Here is a 22,331-nt window from a genome sequence, read left to right on the forward strand (position 1 = left end):
AAAAAGAAAGAAATTTTTCTCTTACGGGAAAAGTCTAAAAGGAATGAAACCATATAAAATTATATTATCGGGAGGTGGGACAGGCGGACATATTTATCCGGCTATCGCTATTGCGAACGAATTAAAGTTGCGTTATCCTGATGCTGAATTTTTGTTTGTTGGCGCAAGCGATCGTATGGAAATGGAAAAGGTACCACAAGCCGGTTTTGATATTAAAGGACTATGGATTTCGGGTATTCAGCGTAAGCTAACCTTTAAGAATTTAATGTTTCCGTTTAAGTTAATGAGTAGTTTGTGGAAAGCTAATACAATTGTGAGGCGTTTTAAGCCCGATGTGGCTATTGGAACGGGTGGATTTGCAAGCGGACCATTATTGCAAATTGCAAACTCTAAAGGGGTGCCTACTTTAATTCAGGAGCAAAATTCGTATCCAGGAATTACAAATAAATTTTTAGCTAAAAAAGCTAAAAAAATATGTGTAGCCTATGATCATTTGGAGCGCTTTTTTCCTCAAGATAAAATTATAAAAACTGGTAATCCGGTGCGTCAAGGTTTGTTGGATATTGATACCAAAAGAGAAGAGGCTATAAAGCATTTCGATTTAAAACTTGGTAAAGTAACACTCTTGGTTATTGGTGGTAGTTTAGGTGCGAGACGCATTAATCAGTTAATAGAAAAGAAATTAGATTTTCTCGATACGCAGAATGTCCAAATTATTTGGCAATGCGGGAAATTATATTACCAACAATATAAAATTTATGGTAATATAAAAAATGTGCAGGTTCATGAGTTTTTAAACAACATGGATTTAGCCTATGCTGCTGCAGATGTGGTGATTTCGAGAGCGGGAGCGAGTTCTGTTTCGGAACTTTGTATTGTTGGAAAACCAGTAATTTTTATTCCATCGCCAAATGTTGCCGAAGACCATCAGACCAAAAACGCTATGGCTGTCGTAGATAAAGATGCAGCCATGATTATTAAAGAAGAAGATTTGGATGCCGATTTTCAAAATAAGTTCTCGCAACTTATTGCAGCACCCGATCGTCAGGCAGAATTAGGACGAAATATAAAAGAATTAGCATTAGTAAATGCAACAAAAGATATAGTAAATGAAGTTGAAAAACTTCTAAAAAAATAAATGAATTTAAATAATATACATAACATCTATTTTATTGGCATTGGCGGTATTGGCATGAGTGCTATAGCGCGCTATTTTAATGCGAATAATAAGCTTGTGGCGGGTTATGATAAAACGCAAACTGCAATTACTGATACTTTGGTGGAGTTAGGTATGCAAGTCCATTTTGATGATGATGTAAAGCAGATTGATTCGGCTTTTTTAAATTCAGAAAACACATTGGTGGTTTATACACCAGCGGTACCAAAAGATCATTCGGAATTAAATTATTTTAAAGCCAATGGTTTTAATGTTTTAAAACGTTCTGAAATTTTAGGTTTGATTACAGAAAACACCATTTGTTTGGCTGTTGCTGGAACTCACGGAAAAACCACAACAACAAGTATTCTTGGGCATTTAATGCATGAATGCCAAGTTGAGCTTACTGCATTTTTAGGGGGTATTAGTGAAAACTATAATTCTAACCTTATTTTAAAGGGGACAGAGGTTTCTGTTGTAGAAGCTGATGAGTTTGATAGGTCGTTTTTAACGTTATCTCCAGATTTCGCAGGGATAACATCGATGGATGCCGATCATTTAGATATTTACGGTGATGCTTCAGAATTAAAAAAGACTTTTGAAGATTTTACAAAACGATTAAAACCTAACGGAAAACTGTTTGTTAAAAACGGATTGCCTTTAAAAGGAATTACATACGGTATTGAGGATAATTCTGATTATGCTGTTCAAAATATAAAAATAATAAATGGCGCGTATGTTTTTGATGTGAAAACACCAATAACAGTGCTAGAAAATTTAGAGTTTAACCTACCAGGAAGGCATAATTTGTCGAATGCTTTATTGGCTTTGGCGATGGCTATAGAATATGGTTGTTCGTACCAAAAGCTCATCAAGGCGTTAGCATCTTACAAAGGGGTTAAACGTAGGTTTACATATCAAATTAAAACGGATAGCTTGGTGTATATCGATGATTATGCCCATCATCCAGAAGAAATTAAAGCTGTGCATCAAGCCGTTCGCGAAATGTATCCGAATAAAAGCGTGTTGGCCATTTTTCAGCCGCATCTATTCAGCAGAACCAAAGATTTTATTGACGATTTTGCTCAAAGTTTATCTCAGTTCGATGAGTTGATACTTTTAGATATTTACCCTGCACGAGAATTACCTATAGAAGGTGTAACATCGGAATGGTTGTTGAGTAAAGTTACAAGTGAGAAAAAGCAGTTGGTGAATAAAGCAAACCTGCTAGCTGAAATTAAAAAGAGTGAAGCTCAAGTTATTTTAACTATTGGAGCGGGAGATATTGGAGAACAAGTAAAATATATTAAAAAAGAGCTGAGTTTTGAAAGTTAATTGGAATTACATAAAAATGGTGGCTTTGTTCTGCTTGGTGGGTTTTCTATTTGCTTTTGCATCGGGAAGAAACAATGCTAGATTGGTTACTGAGCCTGCTATAAAATTTACAGGAGAAGATAACTTATTTGTTACTAATGAGACTGTTAGTAAGTTGTTAACACAAAATTACGGTGGTGCTCAAAACGTTGCTAAAGAAACTTTAGATTTGAATAAGTTAGAAAATGTGCTCAAATCGAACCCCATGATTAAGAGTGCTGAAGTGTATGTTGCAGTAAACGGAACGCTTAACGCGGAAATAAAGCAAAAAACACCAATAGCAAGAGTTAGTACAAATGCGTCTTATTATATTGACGATCGCGGTTTTTTCATGCCTTTATCGAATAATTATTCGGCTAGAGTACCACTTGTAACAGGTGTTGTTGAAAAAAACAACTTAGAAAATATTTTTAAAATAGCGACAAAAATTAGAGAAGATGAGTTTTTAAAAATGAATGTTATAGAAATTCATCAAAATGCTAATAATAGGCTGTTTTTAAAATTAAGACAGTGTAAGTTTTTAGTGCAATTAGGTGATTTAGACCTATTAGACAAAAAAATAAATAATTTGAAGGCATTTTATCAAAAAAATATCAAAGAAAAGACGCTAGATAATTATAGCAAAGTAAATTTGCAATTCGATAACCAAGTAGTATGTACCAAAATATAAGCCATGGAGCATAACATATCAGTAGGATTAGATATAGGAACCACAAAAATTGTGGCTATGATTGGTCGTAAAAATGAATACGGCAAACTTGAAATTTTAGGCATAGGTAAGTCTAAAAGCTTAGGTGTGCACCGTGGTGTAGTAAATAATATTACACAAACCATTCAATCAATTCAGCAAGCAGTTCAAGAAGCAGAAGCTGCAGCCGAATTAAAAATTGACGGTGTAACGGTTGGTATTGCTGGACAGCATATCCGTAGTTTACAACATAGTGATTATATAACCAGACCAAACTCAGATCATGTTATTGATGATGAGGATATAGATCGTTTAATAAACCAAGTGCATAAGTTAGTTATGTTACCTGGTGAAGAAATTATCCATGTCTTGCCTCAAGAATATAAGGTAGATGGTCAGGCAGAAATAAAAGAACCTATCGGGATGTACGGTGGCCGTCTGGAAGCTAATTTCCATGTGGTTGTTGGGCAAGTATCATCTATTCGTAATGTTGGTCGATGTATACAAAGTGCCGATTTAAATTTAGAAGGTATCACTTTAGAACCTTTAGCTTCTGCTAATGCAGTTTTAAGTCAAGAAGAAAAAGAAGCCGGTGTCGCTTTAATTGATATAGGTGGAGGTACAACCGATTTAGCTATTTTCAGAGATGGTATTATTCGCCATACTGCAGTAATCCCTTTTGGTGGAAATGTTATTACTGAAGATATAAAAGAAGGTTGTTCGATTATTGAAAAACAAGCCGAATTATTAAAAATAAAGTTTGGTTCAGCATGGCCAGGCGAGAATAAGGATAACGAAATTGTATCTATTCCTGGTTTACGTGGTCGTGAGCCAAAGGAAATTACATTAAAAAATCTCTCAAAAATTATTCACGCTCGTGTTGTAGAAATTATAGAGCAGGTCTATGTTGAAATTAAAAATTACGGTCACGAAGAGCAAAAGAAAAATCTAATTGCAGGTATTGTTTTAACAGGTGGAGGAAGCCAGTTAAAACATTTAAAGCAATTGGTAGAGTATATCACTGGTATGGATACGCGAATAGGGTACCCTAACGAGCATTTAGCAGGCGATAGTAATGAAGATGTTACTAGTCCGCTTTTTGCAACAGCAGTAGGCTTGGTTTTAGATGGCTTGAAAAGACAAGAGCGTAAAAAAATAGAACAACAGGTAGAAGAGGAAGTTGTAGTCGAAGAAGCAACAGAACATCCTACCGAAGACGTTGAAGAAGAAATTAAAGTAGAACCGGTTAGAGAAAGACGTTCTTTTCTTGATAAATTAACCGATCGCGTTAAAGATTTTCTAGATAACGCAGAGTAAAAGTATAGATTAAGAAATCCATTGAATAAAAAATATTTAGTACAAAACCCCAGTAAAACAGAGTTTATGAGCAGCAACAAAGAATTCGAAAACATCGCATTTGATTTACCTAAAAATCAATCAAATGTTATTAAAGTTATTGGCGTTGGTGGTGGCGGTAGTAACGCTATCAATCACATGTTCCAACAAGGTATAAAGGGTGTCGATTTTTACGTATGTAATACCGATGCACAAGCCTTGCAAAACAGTGGTGTGCCAAACAAAATACAATTAGGTCTAAACTTAACCGAAGGTCTTGGTGCAGGAGCAAATCCTGATATCGGAGAGCAATCGGCAGTAGAAAGTTTTGAAGACATCTCTCAAATGTTAGACTCAAATACTAAAATGGTGTTTATTACAGCCGGAATGGGTGGTGGTACTGGTACTGGTGCAGCGCCTATTATTGCTAAAATGGCCAAAGACATGGATATTTTAACTGTAGGTATTGTTACTATGCCTTTTCAGTTTGAAGGAAAAATGCGTATCGAACAATCTCAAAAAGGTATTGAGAAATTGCGTGGTATGGTCGACTCATTAATTGTAATTAACAACAATAAACTTCGTGAAGTTTACGGAAATCTTGGATTTAAAGCCGGGTTCTCTAAAGCAGATGAAGTGTTATCTACCGCTGCTCGTGGTATAGCCGAAGTTATTACACACCACTACACACAAAACATCGATTTACGTGATGCTAAAACGGTATTAAGTAATAGTGGAACAGCTATTATGGGGTCTGCATTAGCGTCGGGTCAAAACCGTGCGCAAGATGCTATCCGTAAAGCTTTGGATTCACCATTATTAAACGATAATAAAATTACAGGAGCTAAAAATGTACTGCTTTTAATTGTTTCTGGTGTACAAGAAATTACTATTGATGAAATAGGTGAAATTAACGATCATATCCAAAATGAAGCTGGCCATGGTGCTAACATTATTATGGGTGTTGGTGAAGATGAATCTTTAGACGAATCTATTGCTGTAACTATTATAGCAACGGGTTTTAATATTGAACAACAAGACGAAATTTCTAATACTGAAACTAAAAAAGTAATTCATTCTTTAAGTGAAGAGAAAGAAGTAGAAGCTAAAGCGGTTAAAGAAGAAGTTGCGCCTGAAGTTATTGCTCCACCAGTTGTTGTAGAGATAAAAGAAGAACCTAAAGTAGTGAAGCATACGTTGGATTTAGATGACGAGGAGGAATTCACTTTTTTGGAAAAAAGCGTGATAAGAAAGGATAAATTATCATCGCCGCCACAAAATATTAATTTAATTCCTACCTCAGAAATTTTAAAGAACATGAACGTTGTTTATGACGAAGTTCGTGTTAATGTTGAAGATGAAGACGATTTCATTATAAACTCTGTTAACAATCAAGATGAAGACTACAACGAGATTGAAGTATTAGCAGACGAATTTGAAGAAGAAAAGCAAATAACTTTAACTTTCGATTTACCAATTAGTAACGAGACTAAAAAGGAACCGAAAAAGGAAGAAGTTGTAGAGCAAAAAGTAACGTTTAGTTTAGACGACGATGATATTAAAGACATCGCCGTTAACGATCACGTAGAAGTATCTGCAGCAAAGCCAAATGAAAATGGTGATATTAGATATACTTTAGACGATTTTACTGAAGTAGAAGCTTCTTCTAGCAAAAAACAAACTTCAAGTCAGGAGATTGTAGAAGAAATAGAAGAAGATATTGTTTTCGAAAGAAAAGTGGTTCAAAAAGAAGAGGTTGTTAAACATAGCATTCCTGAAGAAGAGGATATCGATCCGATGAACACGCCAATTTCAGAATTACTGAAAGAACGCGCGGCCGAGCGTCGTCGTAAAATGAAAGACTTCAACTATAAATTCAACAATGCAAAAATTGATGATATAGAAAAAGTGCCTGCTTACAAGCGTCAAGGTGTGAATTTAGAAGATTCTAAACATTCATCTGATAACGATTTTTCAAGAACAAGTATTGGTTTAGATGATAATGATGATTTACAAGTAAGAAGAAATAACTCTTTCTTACATGATAATGTAGATTAGTGCATATCACTAAACTTAACTAAATTACAAGCCTGAAAAGTTAACCATACTTTTCGGGTTTTTTATTGTGTTTTTATAAGGGTTGCTCTTAAAACTAATCGGGATTCGGGTATTTTAATACTAAGTTTTTTCTATCTTCGCATACTAAATAAATTGAAAAAATGGCTCTACAACAAGACATAATGACGGCGCTTAAAACCGCAATGAAATCTAAAGATCAAACTGCTCTTACAGCTTTACGTGCTGTTAAATCGGCTATTTTATTAGCTCAGACAGAAAGTGGTGCAAAAGAAGAGTTAACGGAAGATCAAGAGCTAAAAATACTTCAAAAGCAAGTAAAACAGCGTCGCGATAGTGCCGCTATTTATTTAGAACAAGATAGAGAAGATTTAGCTGCTCCAGAATTAGCAGAGGCAGAAGTTATTTCTCAGTTTTTACCAGAAGCATTATCTGATGAGGAAGTTGAAAAAGTAGTGGTTGCAACTATTGAAAAAGTAGGAGCGCAAGGCATGAAAGATATGGGTAAAGTTATGGGCATGGTAAGTAGTGAACTTGCTGGAAAAGCAGATGGTAAAACCATTTCTAATATAGTAAAAGCAAAACTGTCTTAAAAAATATAAAAAGATTTTCGCTTGTGCGGAAATAAGGCTGCGTAGTTCAACTGGATAGAATATCAGATTTCGGCTCTGAGGGTTGGGGGTTCGAATCCCTTCGCGGTCACAGTATTTAAAAGCTCTTTAAACTAAATGTTTAAAGAGCTTTTTTTGTGGTTGAAGTTTCTTATTTATTAATTTTTTGTTTTTTAGAAACGAAAAAAGTGAGTTTCTAAAGTTTTAAATAAACTGGTATTATCGATAATAAGCGCATTGAAATGAATAATTCGAAATGTATAAGCAAACAACTGTTTTAAGAGCTATTAGAATATTTAAAAATACTATATTACAGAACCCTTATTATCTAATTTCAACCTTCATAATTTAAATGACCTTACTAATCCAAAATGATAAATACTACATAGGAACTATAATTGTTGCTATTCTGGTTGGTGTCGTAATTGTGATGATTTTCGTGTTTATAAAGAGAGTTGTTATGTCTATTGTAGACGGTTTGGAGATGATGTATACGTTCTTTACTAAGCGTCCGGCCTTTGTTCATTTATATGTATTTATTAAAAAAATGAAGCCTGAGCAAATTCGAATTTTAGAAGAACAATTCACTTTTTATAACAGGCTCGATGAAAAAAACAAGCTTTATTTCAGGCATCGGGTAGCGTCATTCATAGACAAAAAGCAATTTATTGGAAAAGAAGATTTTTTAATTTCCGAACAAGTGCAGGTTTTAGTTTCAGCTACAGCTGTGATGTTAACCTTTGGTTTTAGAGATTTTATGATTGAGGCTGTTGAAAATATAATTATCTATCCAACCCGATATTATTCTCAATTAAATAAACAGTATCATAAGGGAGAGTTTAATGCAAAGCTTAAAACATTAGTTTTATCATGGGATAGTTTTATGGAGGGCTACCGTATTGAAGATGATAAATTAAATTTAGGAATTCACGAGTTTGCTCACGCCATTCATTTTAATAGTATTTATCAAGAAGATATTAATTCTATTATATTTATTGATACGTTTAATGAACTAAGAGCTTTAATTTCTAGTGATGAATTTTTAAAAAAGAGATTAGTAACTTCAGAATATCTAAGAGACTATGCTTTTACAAACGATTTTGAGCTGCTTGCCGTTATAGTCGAAACTTTTATTGAAACACCTCAGGCCTTTAGAAATCAATTTCCGGTAATTTATTTTAAGGTTCGGCAAATGCTGAATTTCGATTTCCCTAGCTATTAGTATTCGGTTCTGATATTTATTATAAAAATGATGTTTTGTAAGTAGATGCTGGGTAAAACAAGGTTCTGTTATTTATAATTTACCGTAATGATTAAACTTTTTTTTTACTTCGGAATAACCCCAAAGGGATAAGTGATAAATGTCATAAAATAAACGCATGTTGTTCTGTAAATTTACTCTAGTAATTAAAACAGAAAGCCATGAGAGAGCACATCCCAGTTTCTTCTATAATGACCAAGACGATTATAGGTTTAACCCGTTCAGACGATTTAAAACGAGCAGAAATGCTATTTAATAGACATAGAATTAAACACATTCCCGTAGTTGCAGGAGAATGCATTATAGGTATGCTTAGTTATACCGACTTAATGCGTATAAGCATCCCTGAGCTTGCTGGAAGCGATAATGTTGGTTTAGATTCTGTAGTGCTTAATAGTTTTACAATAGAACAGGTTATGGTGAAAAATGTAGTAACGGTTGCTCCGGAAACTAGCATTAAAGATGTTGCTTTAATTTTAGCTAATAGAGAATTTCACGCACTACCAGTAGTCGACAAAGGTGACTTAGTGGGCATTGTTACCACAACCGATTTATTAAACTATTTTATTAGAGAATTTTAAGAATTAGCTAAGGCCTTTAATTGCTTAATGGTTTCTATTTGGTTATCACTTTTAAAAACGTGACTTCCAGCTACAAAAACATCAGCGCCAGCTTCAACTAATTTTTGAATATTTTTATCGGTAACACCACCATCAATTTCAATTCGGGTATTTAAACCTTGTTCAGTAATCATTTTACGAAGTTTTTTTACCCGATTGTATGTCATGTCTTCAAACTTTTGTCCGCCAAAACCAGGATTTATAGACATAAGCAAAACCATATAACATTTAGGTAAAATATCTTCTAACACAGAAATAGGCGTTGTTAAATTTAAAACAACACCAGCTTTACAGCCTGCATCTTCTATTTGAGTAAGCGTACGGTGTAAGTGCACTGTAGATTCGTGGTGCACTGTAATTATATCTGCACCTACTTTAGCAAATTCTTCAATATAACGCTCTGGCTTTTCAATCATTAAATGCACATCTAATGGCTTTGTAGCATGCTTTTTAATAGCTGCAATTACAGGCATTCCGTATGAAATGTTTGGAACAAAATGACCATCCATAACATCAATGTGAAACCAATCGGCATCACTGTTATTAACCATTTCTGTATCGCGTTGTAAGTTACCGAAATCGGCAGCAAGCATTGAAGGAGCAATTAATTTAGAAGACATTTGTATTCGTTTTGTGTTATTTCCGCAAAGCTAAGGATTTTTATTAGTTGACCGTTAATAGGTCTTCAATAATTTGCAAGAAGAGGCTGCTGTTTTCAATATTATTTTGCTCTAAGGCTGCTACATAAAGTTGTAAACCATACAGCGTGTCTATATCTTCGATAACTGTGTATCCGGTATCGAAGGCCTTAAAACTGAGCTCAGAAATGGAGGCGTTTAATAGTTCAGAAATCTTAGAGTGTCTAGAATCCTTTTTTATTTGTACAAAAAGCGAGTCAATAACTTCGGGATGCCCTTCTATTATTTGAAAAAACAGATTGTCTTTCTTTACCAAAACGCCTGTAATGTTATTTCTATCGTTTCTGGTTTGAGTTTCGTTGAATAAAGCTTCAAACTCTAAAAGACTAAGTGAGGGTTTTACAGTACTCGTGTAGCAAATGGTTTTTAACATTTGCCAAATATAAGATTATTAAGTTTTAGTTAAAAGGCTTACGGATAAAAAGATAGAAAGGTTTAAAATGAATAAACCCACGGTAATCAGCCGTGGGTTCTTTCATCAATCAAAAAACGAACAGTTATTTTTGTAACTGTTTGTAGTTGTAATTTAGTCGTAATAATGTGTAATTACTAACCTAAATATGTTTTTAATATTTTACTTCTAGACGTATGTTTTAATCTACGAATAGCTTTTTCTTTAATTTGACGCACACGCTCACGTGTTAGATCGAAAGTTTCTCCAATTTCTTCTAAAGTCATTGGGTGTTGGTTTCCTAAACCAAAGTATAAACGAATAACATCTGCTTCACGAGGTGTTAATGTTTCCAAAGCACGCTCAATTTCTGTACGTAAAGATTCGTGTAATAATTCACGATCTGGATTTGGAGACTCTCCTGAGTTTAATACATCATATAAGTTAGAATCTTCACCTTCAACTAAAGGTGCATCCATACTTACGTGACGTCCAGAGTTTTTCATAGACTCCTTAACATCGTTAATCGTCATATCCAATTCTTTTGCAATTTCTTCAGCAGAAGGTGGACGTTCATGACTTTGCTCTAAAAAGGCAAAAGTTTTATTAATCTTGTTGATAGAACCAATTTTGTTTAAAGGTAAACGCACAATACGAGATTGTTCTGCTAATGCCTGAAGAATAGATTGACGAATCCACCATACAGCATAAGAGATAAATTTAAAACCACGCGTTTCATCAAAACGTTGTGCGGCTTTAATTAAACCTAAATTACCTTCGTTAATTAAATCTGGTAATGTAAGTCCTTGGTTTTGGTATTGTTTAGCAACCGATACAACGAAACGTAAATTAGCTTTTGTTAACTTCTCTAAAGCGACTTGATCTCCCGCTTTAATACGTTGTGCTAATTCAACCTCTTCGTCTGCAGTAATTAAATCAACCTTTCCAATTTCTTGAAGATATTTATCCAGCGATGCGGTCTCTCTATTGGTAACCTGCTTGGTAATTTTAAGTTGTCTCATTATAAAGTATGTTGTTTAGGTTCTTTGTTAAGGTATTCAATAGTTATACGTTTATATAGCAATAAATGTTACAAAATTTTCAAACTATTTTTTTAGGGCGTTTATTATTTAGACTCAAAATGATGTAAAAAGTCACAATATTCGGGTAGAATAAATTTAAATCATGTGCATTGTTCAAAAGTAGGAGTTCGAAATTTCAATACTAATCAAGTATCATTATAATGGCACAATAAGTGTATTTACCTAAAATGAAGGTTGTGGAGTTTTAAGAGATAAAGTTACATGCTTTTTATCAAAATTTAATAAAGTCGTTCCAAAATTAAAGGAGATTTTCATACATTACGCACCTAGGTAATTTAAATAAAATAATTGATTTTCACTGTATAGAGAAAATCTTTTAATCCTAACGAGGAACACTTTATATTTGCCGTCAAATTGATTAAACGTTCTAATACTTTATAAGTCTTAGAACAAGTATTAAATCTTGAGAGTTATTAGAAAAAAATAGAGAGCTCTGCGAGAACGCCGTTTGTAAGAACGTTTTAAATTAAACCACCAATGAAGAATAATATACTAATTGAAGATCAGTATAAAAGAACCAGTTTGTTTGAAAAAGAAAATGTGAATTATCTGGTTCATGTTTTAAAAAGATTTAATACAGTCCCGAAAATAAACAATATCAATATTATTACCTCTAACAGTGCTCCAGATGTATTTAAAATTGAGCCTAATAAGTCGATTGTTATAGGTTCGTTGTTTTTAAGTAAACCCGTTTTAGCTCTAGTATATTTAAGATATGCTATTGAATGGCAACTGTGGTATAAAGCTTTAGGTACAGACAAAAGTAATACTGTTTTATGTGATATTGCAGCACTTGAAGTTGCTAGAATTTTTTATAAGCTATTACCAAAAGAGGATAAAGAAAAACTAGAACCGCTTAGTTATTTTTTAATAAATTTAATTAAGAATGATAAAAAGGTAAGTGTAGAAGATGCTTTAGAACATGGTGGACTGCAAGCTTTACATGGTTTAAATACAAACAATAAAATATATAAAGAATCTTGGAAACCTATTATTGAAAATTTAGCAAAACCAACAGAGTTTTTGTTAATGGCTGGTGGCGATCTTAGATTAAATATAGATGAAATTGATTTGCTTAATAAATACGGTTGCCGACCATTTCCAAGACCTGATGCTTTTACCTTTGCATCTTCTACGGCAACTAGTGTTTCTAATTTTGCTTTCGATAAAACAGATAAAGCACGTAGTATTTTAATAGGGAATAGCCTGAAAAATGGTTTTGAAGGTACTACTATAGAGTTTTCTGAATTATTAAAAGATAAGCTGAAAAGAATATTTAAGTTGAATGAGGCCTGTGAAATTATATTTTCACCATCAGGAACCGATTCTTCACTTCAAATAGCGGCGATAACCCAAATTATTTCCGATAAGGATATTACACATGTTTTAGTAGCTTCAGATGAAACGGGTAGTGGTGTGCCCGGCGCATTAAAAGGATGTCATTTTGAAAATACAACAGCCTTAAATTACCCGGTTACCAAAGGGGATAGAATTGAAGGTTTTAGAGATATCGATTTAATAAAAGTTACTTTAAGAGATGAAAATGGTGCGTTAAAAACTACTGAACAATTAGATGATGAAATATTTAATGCCATATCTAAAACTAATGAATTGGGTAGGCATGTTGTTTTGCATACCATGGATCATTCTAAACTAGGGTATCAATCACCCAGTGAAGCGATGATGATCAAATTAAATACTCTAAACAATTTATCGATACAAGTTATTGTAGATGCTGCGCAACTTAGGTTGGACCCTAAAGACATGCAGAACTATTTAAACAAAGGCTATATTGTTACAATCACAGGAAGTAAATATTTTACTGGCCCTCCGTATTCTGGAGCGTTAATTTTGCCAGAAAGTGTTAGTGATTCAATTCAATCTGCTAAAAATAAATTTCCAGAAGGATTAACACAATACTACAATAGTTCCGAATGGCCAGCATCTTGGTTTTGCTCACAAGATCTACCAGATGGTTATAATTTTGGTTCTTACATGCGCTGGAATGCCTCTATAGTAGAAATGGAAAGGTATTTTAAAACGCCTATGCTATACAGAAATATGGCTATTGAAATGTTTTGCGATTTTGTAGACGATTCTGTAAAAGATGCTTCTTTTTTAGAACCTCTATACGGAGAGCTTCCAAATGCCAATGCTTATAATAGTGAAGAGTTTGGAATACGAAATATACGTACCATTTTTCCTTTCTTTATTCTTAAAAACGATAAAGCCTTATCAGTAGAGAATGTTAAGAAACTTTATATTTTATTAAATTCAGATTTATCCGATTATTTTAAAGATGCGTCTTTAGAGATTATAAGGCTCGCAGCTCAAAAATGTCATATCGGTCAGGCCGTAAATGTAAAATATGGTAATGATTTCCAAAGTGCTGTGTTGCGAATTAGTTTGGGCGCACGTGTAATTTCAGAAAGTTGGGTAAATAGAGATATCAGCTTATTTTTTAGAAATATTGAATTACAAATGAATCAAATTACCGTGATTATTAAAAAAATAGAATTGATTTTAAGTCATCCTGAATTAATAGAATAGTATGTTAATTTAAAGTATAAAAAAAAGCCCAGTAATTCATTTTACTGAGCTTTTTTTATGTTTTGTAGAATTACTTTTTCAGTCTAAATTTTGGTATTATATTTTAGATGTAATAAAGTTACCGTTATTTTCTTCAGCTAAAGTTTTCATGAAATTTAAATCGGCATCATCACCAAAGGCAATAGAGTGAATAATAATATTTTTTATATTCGCTTTACGTACTTCGTTCAATACAACCTCAGGGTTACCGTTAGGTAAACCGTCACTCATTAATACTATTTCTTGTACATCTGCCATAGATAAAGCCTCTAAAAGGCCGTCTAGCGTCTCTGTACCTCCTTTAGCTTTTAAGTTTTTTACAAAAAAGTTAGAAGCCGTTCTCGATACATTATCGGCTACTTTAAATTCTGTAGACTGTTTTGTAACGTTATCACTAAAAGTGAAAACCACGAATTTTTTACCATCAGGTAACCCTTTAATAGCGGGTATTAATTTACGTTTTACGGCACCTAGTTTTGTAGCTTCATTAGAAACTTGTTTACCTAACAAGTTACCGAATTTACCACCTATAATTTTACTAACTTGATTTCCTGCTGTGTCACCAACTTCGCGCATTACTTGGTCTTTAACAGAGCCTTCATCTATACCTTCCATACTTCCCGAAATATCAATAAGATAAAGCGTGTTTAGGGTTGATGTTTCTATTTTGTAAAAATCATCAGATTTTTTCATCACATAGCAAGATTGCATTAATGAGCAAATAGCAATTAGAGCAAATACTGTTATCGTTTTTTTCATCTTTTGGAAAATTAAATAGTTGTTTTTGTTTAGAAATATGATTTTTCAGTAGGAAGGGAATAGGGTAGAGGACGTATTGGTGTTTCTGTTTCTAAGAAGTAAATGTAAATTTATTAAAGATGAAAATTTAGACAAATGAGAATTCACCGTAAAGCATTTAGAAATAGATAGGTTTTTAAGAGAATTCTAGAAATTTTGTCTTTGTTGAAAAGTGAAAAACGATGAGGTTTTAGAACAATTCATCAATATAATTAAGTAAATTCTTTTTCCTACTTTGAGCAACTGGAATAGCATGGTTTCCATTTAGAACAACTTCATCACTGCGTTTATTAAAAGAGGTAATGTAATTTAAGTTTATTAAAAAACTTTGGTGAACACGAAAAAAACGATGTTCTTTTAACTTTTCATCAAAAGATTTAAGCGGTTTAGATACCAATATACTTTTGCCATCTATTAGTCGAAAAGAGGTGTAGTTATTATCCGATTTTGCATATAAAACATCCTTTATATCTACAATATGAATAGCTTCTGTTGTTTTTAAAATGAGCTTTTTAGATTGCTCTTTATTAGAAATGTTATGCATTAATGTGCTTAATTGCTGCTGGTAATTTGTTTTTTCAAGATCACTTACAACTTTATCTATAGCCAGAATTAGGTCCTTCTTTTCATAAGGTTTTAATAGATAATCTAAAGCACTAAACTTAAAAGCATCAATGGCGAACTTAGCATACGAGGTTGTAAAAATGATTTTAAAATCAATATTATCAAATAGAGGTAGAAACTCAAAAGCATTACCATCAATTAGAAAAACGTCTAAAATGATAAAGTTTGGCTTTAGTTCTTTTATTAGCATTGCGGCTTCTTTAATTGTATTAGAAGTACCAACTATTTTTATGTGTTGATAGGTTTCTATAATAGACGACGCATAGGCAAAGGCCTGCGGATCGTCTTCTACAATAAAACAAGATATAGTTTCCATAGGCAGACAAAGATACTCTATTTACATTGTTGTAAAACTTAAAAGGACTTGAGTGCCATTAGAAGTTGTTTTTATTTCTATATCGCCTTTAAAGTCTTTCGATGATTTGTTGAGGTTTTTTAATTGTTCTTCTATGATTTCCATACTCATAGATTTGTGCAATCGGTTAGAATCATCTTTTTTAACTTCAAAACCTTTTCCGTTATCGGTTATGGATACATATAAAATCGAATCTTGCTTATAGTAAGTTACAGAAATAATACCGTTATCATTATTTTTCAAACCATGTAATATGGCATTTTCAACAAAGGGTTGCGTTATCAATGTGGGTAACATATCAAAATCTTCATTTACAGATTCTTTAATGTTTATTTTGAATGAAAACGTATTGTTGTAATTAAGTAGTTGCAATGTAAGATAAGATTCGATGGCTGCTTTATCATCTTCAACGCTAATGAAATCGTCATCAGATTTTTCTAAAACCAATCGGATTAATTTTGAATAACTAGTAAGATATGAACTCGATTTTTCCTTATCATTTTGATGAATAAAATTTTGAATACTTTGTAAAGCATTGAATAAAAAGTGCGGGTTTAATTGCATTTTTCTTAAGCGTTGCTGCAATAGAACCTTGTCTAGTTGTTGCTGTATTTTGTAACTTTTAAATCCAAAATAACCCAAAATGATTATAAGTAAAACAAAAAGTGCTAAGGCTGCAAGTAGGTAATTTTGTTGTTTAATAGTAAGGGCTTGTAGCTTGTTTTCGGTATCTAATATATTAATACGTTGTTCTTTTTTCTCCGACTCGTACTTTTCTGTTAGTTCGGCTACACTTTCTTTTTGCTTTTGGTTAGTAATAGAATCTTTAATTTTATCTTTTAAATCGGCATAATGTAAAGCTGTTTTATATTGCTTTAAGCCGAGGTAAGATTCTTTAAGATTATTGAATATGTAAGATTTTAAAAGACCTTGAGCACCAATGCTAGCACTGTCTAAAAAACTGATGGCCTTTTGATATTCTTGTCTTTTCAGGTAAGCATTACCTACATTATTGTAAGTCACGTTGAGGGTGTTAGTGCTATTAAGTTCTTTTTTTAATGCAATGGCTTTTTTTCCATAAGAAACTGCTTTATTATAATCTGCTCCATCATTTGTAAAATAGATTGCTAAATTATTATAGATAGTAGATAGTGTATTTTTAGAGTTGTATTTAATAGCAAGTTCTTCTGCTTTAAAAATACTTTCGGTATATTTTTCAAACTGCTTTTCACTGTAGTATATGTTGCATAAATTAACTAGAATTTGAAGCTTTACAACTTCATCAAAATCACTTAAAGCCAAAGCACGTTCTAAATAAATTTGAGCATTTTTATAGTTCTTTAATGAAGCATTAATAGCACCAATGTTAGAATATGTGCTAACAAGTTGTTCTGTTTTTTTTGTTTGCTCTAAAATGCCGGCAGCTTGCACATAAAGTTCTAATGCTTTTTGAAAATCTTGTTTATAGTATTGTATAGTTGCTAGGTTATGTATGGTTAACCCTTTAATGTGTTTTGGTAAAATCTTGGTAAGATTTTCTTGTAGTAAAGAGTCTGATTTAGAAAACTCCTTTTTAAAAATGAGAAGACTGCTTTGTTGTAAATTAGATTTTGCCAACAATGTATCGTTCTTAATTAGTTTCGATTTTTCAACAGCTTTTGCAGAATAGAAATAAGAACTATCAATATTTGTTTGAGCTAGTCCTTTCGACTTTAATAAAAGTGCTTCTACCTGTTGAGGTTCACTAATTTTTTCTTGAGCATTTATAAAAGAGCTATTAAATGCTATTATTCCGCATATTAAAATGCATAATATATTAGAAATAGGAGTGGGGTGTTTATATTTAATAAAGAGGTTGAGCATATTTTTGGAAACTTAATGCAATATAGAAAAAGCCCTTTAAATTTAAGAGTTTGTAATATCGAGATTTGGAAAATACTAGCATGTAATTTTCATTGTTGGTTTGATAGAAACCTAAATTAATAAGCAAAAAAAAATCACAAACTATAAGGCTTGTGATTTTTTTATAATGGTTGAGTAATTTTATTTCTTAACGATATAAAAATAAGATCGTCTGTTCAATTGGTGTTCTTCTTGTGTACATCGAACGCCGTTACTACATTGGTTTAGTAATTGTGTTTCTCCATAACCAATGGCGCTTTCTATTCGCTCTGTTGCAATACCCCTAGAAAGTATATAATCTCTAGTAGATTTTGCTCGCCTATCAGATAGGCTTAAGTTGTATTTATCTCTTCCTCGACTATCGGTGTGCGATTCAATTTTTATAACCATGGTTGGGTTTGCTCTCAATACGTCTACAATATTCTCTAACTCGTATTGAGCATCAAGTCTAATGTTAGATTTATTAAAATCAAAAAAGATAGGCTTAATTACAATTTGATTTCCGACAACTAATGAACCTAAAAATAAATCTTGTTCAACTCCAATTTCATTTTTATCGCTTGTGTTAAAGTTTGCTTTATCATCCACATATCCTTGTTTACTTCCTACAAGACTGTAATTTTTATTACACTCAAGAGTAAACTCATAAGCTCCATTTTCGGTAGTAGCCACTTCTTCAATTATTTTACCCGTTTCATCTATAAGCTTAACATTAGTGTAGCCTAAAATGTCATTGGTGTTTTTATCTCTAGTAGTACCTGTTAAAGTTTGAAAACATACTTTAGAATACACTGTGTAAATATCATCGTTACCAACTCCTCCAGGTCTGTTCGATGAGAAATAACTACGTTTATTCTTATCAGAAGGATCTGCGAAATAAGCAAAATCATCATAACCACTATTGTAAGGCGCACCTAAATTTTGAGGTAGAGATAAGCTATCTTTAATAATATTCGATTTAAATATATCTAACAATCCAAGGTTTAAACGACCGTCTGAAGAGAAGTAGAATGTGCTATCTTGACTTACAAAAGGAAACATTTCTCGGCCTTCAGTATTTATCCTCGGTCCTAAGTTTCTTGGTTCGCTAAATTTATTGTTTGGAAGAATATCAACTTCATAAATATCAGTTTGTCCAAAACCACCTTCTCTATCTGATACAAAAAATAATTTTTTATTATCAGCACTTAAGCTAGGGTGTCCTGTTGAAAACACTTCGTCGTTAATTGATAATTCTACAATGTTTGACCATTGACCATCAATAAGACTCGCTTTATAAATTTTTAGGTGAGTAGTCCCTTTTTTGTCAAAATTTAATTCGTTTCTTTTTGTTACGTTATCTCTAGTAAAATACATTGTTTTACCATTGTTCGAAATAGTAATAGTAGCTTCATGATAATCTGTATTTACTTTTGAAGCTTTAATTAAATGCGGAGATCCAAACTCTAACTCATAAGCTTTTTCTTTAACAGCAACTTCAAAAATATCTAAAAATGGTTCTTTATTCCAACCATATTTTTTGTTTTCATCAAGTCTTCTAGAAGAGGCGAAGTATAGTGTGTTGTTTTGTACAAATGAACCAAAATCTGAAAATTTAGAGTTGATCGATAAGTTCTCTATTGTAATATATAACGATTTATCAACGGTGTTAAGTTCTTCGTAATTTAATAAATCTTCAGAATTGTTTTCGCTAGTTTTAGTGTCGTCATTTTGAAGTAGTAAATATTTTTTCAACCAAATATCAGCTTCAGCATAATGACCAATACTTTTTAACGTTGAAATATATTTAAATAAATATAGTGATGAGATATCATCGTATTTATTTACAGCCTTCCCGTACCAGGTGGCCGCTTTTTCCGAGTTAGAATTGTTGTAATAACAATCGCCCAAACGTGTTAAAACATGCTCGCTATCATCACCATCTTCAAAAGCTTTTTGGTACAGTTCACTTGCTTTTACATAACCATAGTTATCAAAAAACCTATCGGCTAGCTTTACTTGGCCGAACATTATAGAACCGTAAATAGTAAATATAATTAGTAATAAATTTGATTTCATAATATGTTTTTTAGAAGAATCTAGGAGATTTAATACGTTTACTTTTAAAGACTTCGAACATAAGTAAGATCTCATGAGTTCCACTTGTGTACGTGTTTAATTCTGATAGCGGATACTCGTAAGCATACCCAATACGCATTTGTTTGGATACTTGTAAATCGGTAATAAAACCAAGAGCAGCTGCAGATTCGTTAATTCTATAAGAACCACCTAACCAAAATTTATCATTGAACAAAAAGTTGGCTGTCATATCAAAAGATAAAGGTGCACCATTTGTTGCTTTAAGTAAAACAGCAGGTTTAAATTTAGTAGTAGCGCTTAAATCGAAAACATAACCACCAGTTGCATAGTAACTAATACGTTCTAAAGCGACGTAATCAATAGTCCCATTTCCACCATTATTGTAATCTGTATTTAAAACTCTAGGAGCAGACAGTCCAACATACCATTTGTTGGTGTGTAGATAAAGTCCTAGACCTATATTGGGACTCCATCTATTAGAAACATCATCAAAAAATTGATCGTTAACAACAGTTGGGTCATTTAAAATAGATTGATCAATATGGTATTGTGTAAAACCACCTTTTAGACCAAATGCTAATTTAGCTTTTAAACCTATTGGAAGCGTGTATGAGAAATCTCCGTATAAATATGAGAAGTTTTCATAACCAAGTTCATCATTGATAAAAGACAAACCTACACCAATACGGTCGTTTCTTAATGGCGTATGCATAGACAATGTTTGTGTAGTAGGAGCGCCTTCTACTCCAACCCACTGACTTCTATGTAAACCAACAATACTGAAAGTTTCTCTACTACCAGCGTAAGCTGGGTTTATAGAGATTGTATTATACATATACTGTGTGAATTGGGGTAGCTGTTGTGCTACTCCAATCCAGCTGTTGGCCAGTATAAAAATAATGAGTTTTAATTTTAATGACTTCATAATATATTTGGGTTTATTTAGAACCTACGTAAAATGCTTTCGCTATAGGTGCCAATCCACTGTTTTTTAGGTTAATAATATAGTAGTATGTTCCGTTTGGTACTTTATCTGCACCGCCTACAGACGATTTATGAGAAGTACCATTCCAGTTGTTTTGGTAATTAGAATTCTCGTAGATTTTAGCTCCCCATCTGTTGAATATTTTTAAGTCGACAACAAATCCACAAGTTTCTACTCCAGTGATTGTAAAGAATTCATTTTGGGCATCACCATTAGGTGTTACAACTTTTGAAATAACTACATCATCTTTTCCACAAGGAAGAACGATACATTCATCATGAATTTCTATAACAACCTCAGTAGTATTTAAACAACCGTTGTTAGCGTTAGTGTAGCTAAAGATATAATTACCTAACTCTACATTTTCAGGATTGAATGTACTCTCGTCTAAGTTTGCGTTACCTTGAGTAATTGTCCAGGTTCCACCTACTTGGTCATTTTCTAAATAATCATTCAAGTCGATTGTTCCATCATCAGAACAAGCTCTCTCATTAACAGTTGTAATGAAATCGTTTAATGTAACTGAAATTGTTTGCGTATAAGTTGCGATATTATCACAGTCATCATTTACAGTCCATGTTCTTACTATTTCGTAATCTGAAGGATTGCTTTCGTCGAATGAACTTGTTTCTTCAAAAACAACATTTACACTCGATGAGCAGTTATCAGTAAATTCAATTGTAGGAACTTCTGGTACGCTTTCACAATTTACTAACAATGATTCCTCAATGTCAGTTGTTGGAGTAGGAGCTATAGTATCTGCAATAGTTAACGTTGCAACAAGCTCTGTTGTATTGTTGTTTGCATCAGCGATGGTATATGTTACAGTAATTGTACCACTAGCGCCACATGTTGAAACTAAGTTATCAAAATCATAGTCTGAAGTAACTTGACCGCTAAATGTTGAATCACAAGCATCGGTAGCACAAAGTTCTAAAGCAGCAATATTAGCATCGTTCCATGCAGTAGCAAGACTTTCATTATCATCCCCAGCACATTCAATAGTTTCATCATTAATAGAACAGTTGATAATGCTTGGAGGCGTAGAATCTGTTATTGATAAATAAACCGTTGCTTGATCACAAGCTTGGTCAGCATTATTATCACAAATACTATAAACGAAAGAATCATTTCCTATAAAGTCTACTGATATAGGAGTGTAAGTAAACTCACCTGTGTTAGCATCAATAATAACTGTAACACCTTCAGTAGTTATTACTGTAGTCGTTGTTATTGTTTGCGTATCACCTTCTATATCATTATCGTTTACAAATACATTACCTGTAAGACTTCCACATGTTGAAGCAAAAAAGGCATCATCATTAGCATTAGTTGTATTCGGAGAATCTGTAGGTTGAATCGTTACTGTAACCGTAGCGGTATCACAAAGTGCAGGATTCGCATCATCACAAATGGTATAAGTGAATGTATCCTCACCAATGAAACCGTCATTAGGTGTATAAGTAATTGTTCCATCAGGATTCAGTGTTACTGTTCCGTTATCCGGCGTTGTAGTTTCTGTTACAGAAATAGTATCACCATCAGGATCAAAATCATTCGCAATCACAGGGATTGAAATTGGAGTTCCTTCTGGCGTTGTAGTTGTATCTGCATTGGCAATAGGCGCTTCGTTATCAGGACCACTTACCGGTAATACTTCGATATAAACTGTAGCTGTATCACAAG

At 32.9% G+C, this 22,331-nt stretch carries 18 protein-coding genes and 1 tRNA gene; 10 read left to right on the plus strand and 9 right to left on the minus strand.

The genetic code is table 11. The annotated features are described in order from the left end of the window. Positions 1-43: 43 nt before the first annotated feature. The 9 genes from murG to V6246_RS15715 all read left to right on the plus strand — a co-directional run bounded on the left by murG (position 44) and on the right by V6246_RS15715 (position 9,082). Complete coding sequence (murG, locus tag V6246_RS15675; RefSeq protein ID WP_341561397.1) at positions 44-1,138, plus strand: undecaprenyldiphospho-muramoylpentapeptide beta-N-acetylglucosaminyltransferase; 1,095 nt, start codon at positions 44-46, stop codon at positions 1,136-1,138. Beyond that, the gene (gene murC / locus V6246_RS15680) at positions 1,139-2,491 is read left to right on the plus strand and encodes a UDP-N-acetylmuramate--L-alanine ligase (protein ID WP_341561398.1); all 1,353 of its coding nucleotides are present in this window, start codon (positions 1,139-1,141) and stop codon (positions 2,489-2,491) included. Further along, positions 2,481-3,200 (plus strand): cell division protein FtsQ/DivIB, encoded by a 720-nt coding sequence (locus tag V6246_RS15685; protein ID WP_341561399.1) that lies wholly within the window; start codon positions 2,481-2,483, stop codon positions 3,198-3,200. Before murC ends, V6246_RS15685 begins: the two co-directional genes overlap by 11 nt. Before the next feature lie 3 nt (positions 3,201-3,203). Next, positions 3,204-4,535, plus strand: a complete 1,332-nt coding sequence (gene ftsA / locus V6246_RS15690) for a cell division protein FtsA (RefSeq protein WP_341561400.1) — start codon at positions 3,204-3,206, stop codon at positions 4,533-4,535. Positions 4,536-4,601: 66 nt separating this feature from the next. After that, positions 4,602-6,611 carry a cell division protein FtsZ gene (gene ftsZ, locus V6246_RS15695; protein WP_341561401.1) on the plus strand — a complete coding sequence of 670 codons (2,010 nt, stop codon included), beginning with the start codon at positions 4,602-4,604 and terminating at the stop codon, positions 6,609-6,611. 161 nt (positions 6,612-6,772) lie between these two features. Further along, positions 6,773-7,222, plus strand: coding sequence for a GatB/YqeY domain-containing protein (locus tag V6246_RS15700; RefSeq protein WP_159019252.1), 450 nt, complete (start codon positions 6,773-6,775; stop codon positions 7,220-7,222). A 35-nt stretch (positions 7,223-7,257) separates the two neighbouring features. Further along, a tRNA-Arg gene (locus tag V6246_RS15705) sits at positions 7,258-7,331 on the plus strand. A 261-nt stretch (positions 7,332-7,592) separates the two neighbouring features. Beyond that, on the plus strand, positions 7,593-8,462 hold the full coding sequence (locus V6246_RS15710; RefSeq protein WP_341561402.1) for a zinc-dependent peptidase: 870 nt from the start codon (positions 7,593-7,595) through the stop codon (positions 8,460-8,462). A 200-nt stretch (positions 8,463-8,662) separates the two neighbouring features. Further along, positions 8,663-9,082 carry a CBS domain-containing protein gene (locus V6246_RS15715; RefSeq protein WP_341561403.1) on the plus strand — a complete coding sequence of 140 codons (420 nt, stop codon included), beginning with the start codon at positions 8,663-8,665 and terminating at the stop codon, positions 9,080-9,082. Here V6246_RS15715 and rpe read toward each other — a convergent pair. From rpe to V6246_RS15730, 3 genes are all read right to left on the minus strand, one after another. After that, the gene (gene rpe / locus V6246_RS15720) at positions 9,079-9,741 is read right to left on the minus strand and encodes a ribulose-phosphate 3-epimerase (RefSeq protein WP_159019254.1); all 663 of its coding nucleotides are present in this window, start codon (positions 9,739-9,741) and stop codon (positions 9,079-9,081) included. The two genes, V6246_RS15715 and rpe, sit on opposite strands and share 4 nt — an antisense overlap. A gap of 43 nt (positions 9,742-9,784) precedes the next feature. Continuing rightward, positions 9,785-10,192, minus strand: coding sequence for a BLUF domain-containing protein (locus V6246_RS15725; RefSeq protein ID WP_052415295.1), 408 nt, complete (start codon positions 10,190-10,192; stop codon positions 9,785-9,787). Positions 10,193-10,368: 176 nt separating this feature from the next. After that, positions 10,369-11,232 carry a sigma-70 family RNA polymerase sigma factor gene (locus tag V6246_RS15730; RefSeq protein WP_042497104.1) on the minus strand — a complete coding sequence of 288 codons (864 nt, stop codon included), beginning with the start codon at positions 11,230-11,232 and terminating at the stop codon, positions 10,369-10,371. Between the two features lie 558 nt (positions 11,233-11,790). Between V6246_RS15730 and V6246_RS15735 the strand changes: the two genes are divergently transcribed. Continuing rightward, positions 11,791-13,863, plus strand: coding sequence for a hypothetical protein (locus V6246_RS15735; protein ID WP_341561404.1), 2,073 nt, complete (start codon positions 11,791-11,793; stop codon positions 13,861-13,863). Between the two features lie 96 nt (positions 13,864-13,959). Here V6246_RS15735 and V6246_RS15740 read toward each other — a convergent pair whose 3' ends face one another. From V6246_RS15740 to V6246_RS15765, 6 genes are all read right to left on the minus strand, one after another. Next, the gene (locus V6246_RS15740; protein WP_341561405.1) at positions 13,960-14,661 is read right to left on the minus strand and encodes a VWA domain-containing protein; all 702 of its coding nucleotides are present in this window, start codon (positions 14,659-14,661) and stop codon (positions 13,960-13,962) included. Between the two features lie 229 nt (positions 14,662-14,890). Next, entirely contained in the window at positions 14,891-15,640 is a 750-nt protein-coding gene (locus V6246_RS15745) for a LytR/AlgR family response regulator transcription factor (protein ID WP_341561406.1), read from the minus strand. Between the two features lie 21 nt (positions 15,641-15,661). Beyond that, a complete protein-coding gene (locus tag V6246_RS15750; RefSeq protein WP_341561407.1) occupies positions 15,662-17,542 on the minus strand; it encodes a tetratricopeptide repeat-containing sensor histidine kinase in 1,881 nt (626 codons plus the stop codon). Positions 17,543-17,722: 180 nt separating this feature from the next. Further along, positions 17,723-19,639 carry an OmpA family protein gene (locus tag V6246_RS15755; protein WP_341561408.1) on the minus strand — a complete coding sequence of 639 codons (1,917 nt, stop codon included), beginning with the start codon at positions 19,637-19,639 and terminating at the stop codon, positions 17,723-17,725. 10 nt (positions 19,640-19,649) lie between these two features. Next, on the minus strand, positions 19,650-20,585 hold the full coding sequence (locus V6246_RS15760) for a PorP/SprF family type IX secretion system membrane protein (RefSeq protein ID WP_341561409.1): 936 nt from the start codon (positions 20,583-20,585) through the stop codon (positions 19,650-19,652). Between the two features lie 13 nt (positions 20,586-20,598). Beyond that, a partial coding sequence (locus tag V6246_RS15765; protein WP_341561410.1) for an Ig-like domain-containing protein occupies positions 20,599-22,331 on the minus strand: 1,733 nt, incomplete at its 5' end.

The sequence above is a fragment of the Algibacter sp. TI.3.09 genome (assembly GCF_038154905.1).
Classification (GTDB): domain Bacteria; phylum Bacteroidota; class Bacteroidia; order Flavobacteriales; family Flavobacteriaceae; genus Algibacter.

Excerpts from the sequence above, each read along its gene's own strand:
- V6246_RS15710 (WP_341561402.1), top strand. The coding sequence starts at position 7,593 with ATGACCTTACTAATCCAAAATGATAAATACTACATAGGAACTATAATT.
- V6246_RS15740 (WP_341561405.1), bottom strand. The coding sequence starts at position 14,661 with ATGAAAAAAACGATAACAGTATTTGCTCTAATTGCTATTTGCTCATTA.
- V6246_RS15735 (WP_341561404.1), top strand. The coding sequence starts at position 11,791 with ATGAAGAATAATATACTAATTGAAGATCAGTATAAAAGAACCAGTTTG.
- V6246_RS15715 (WP_341561403.1), top strand. The coding sequence starts at position 8,663 with ATGAGAGAGCACATCCCAGTTTCTTCTATAATGACCAAGACGATTATA.
- V6246_RS15700 (WP_159019252.1), top strand. The coding sequence starts at position 6,773 with ATGGCTCTACAACAAGACATAATGACGGCGCTTAAAACCGCAATGAAA.
- murC (WP_341561398.1), top strand. The coding sequence starts at position 1,139 with ATGAATTTAAATAATATACATAACATCTATTTTATTGGCATTGGCGGT.
- V6246_RS15755 (WP_341561408.1), bottom strand. The coding sequence starts at position 19,639 with ATGAAATCAAATTTATTACTAATTATATTTACTATTTACGGTTCTATA.
- V6246_RS15750 (WP_341561407.1), bottom strand. The coding sequence starts at position 17,542 with ATGCTCAACCTCTTTATTAAATATAAACACCCCACTCCTATTTCTAAT.
- ftsZ (WP_341561401.1), top strand. The coding sequence starts at position 4,602 with ATGAGCAGCAACAAAGAATTCGAAAACATCGCATTTGATTTACCTAAA.
- murG (WP_341561397.1), top strand. The coding sequence starts at position 44 with ATGAAACCATATAAAATTATATTATCGGGAGGTGGGACAGGCGGACAT.
- V6246_RS15760 (WP_341561409.1), bottom strand. The coding sequence starts at position 20,585 with ATGAAGTCATTAAAATTAAAACTCATTATTTTTATACTGGCCAACAGC.
- rpe (WP_159019254.1), bottom strand. The coding sequence starts at position 9,741 with ATGTCTTCTAAATTAATTGCTCCTTCAATGCTTGCTGCCGATTTCGGT.
- V6246_RS15725 (WP_052415295.1), bottom strand. The coding sequence starts at position 10,192 with ATGTTAAAAACCATTTGCTACACGAGTACTGTAAAACCCTCACTTAGT.
- V6246_RS15745 (WP_341561406.1), bottom strand. The coding sequence starts at position 15,640 with ATGGAAACTATATCTTGTTTTATTGTAGAAGACGATCCGCAGGCCTTT.
- V6246_RS15730 (WP_042497104.1), bottom strand. The coding sequence starts at position 11,232 with ATGAGACAACTTAAAATTACCAAGCAGGTTACCAATAGAGAGACCGCA.
- ftsA (WP_341561400.1), top strand. The coding sequence starts at position 3,204 with ATGGAGCATAACATATCAGTAGGATTAGATATAGGAACCACAAAAATT.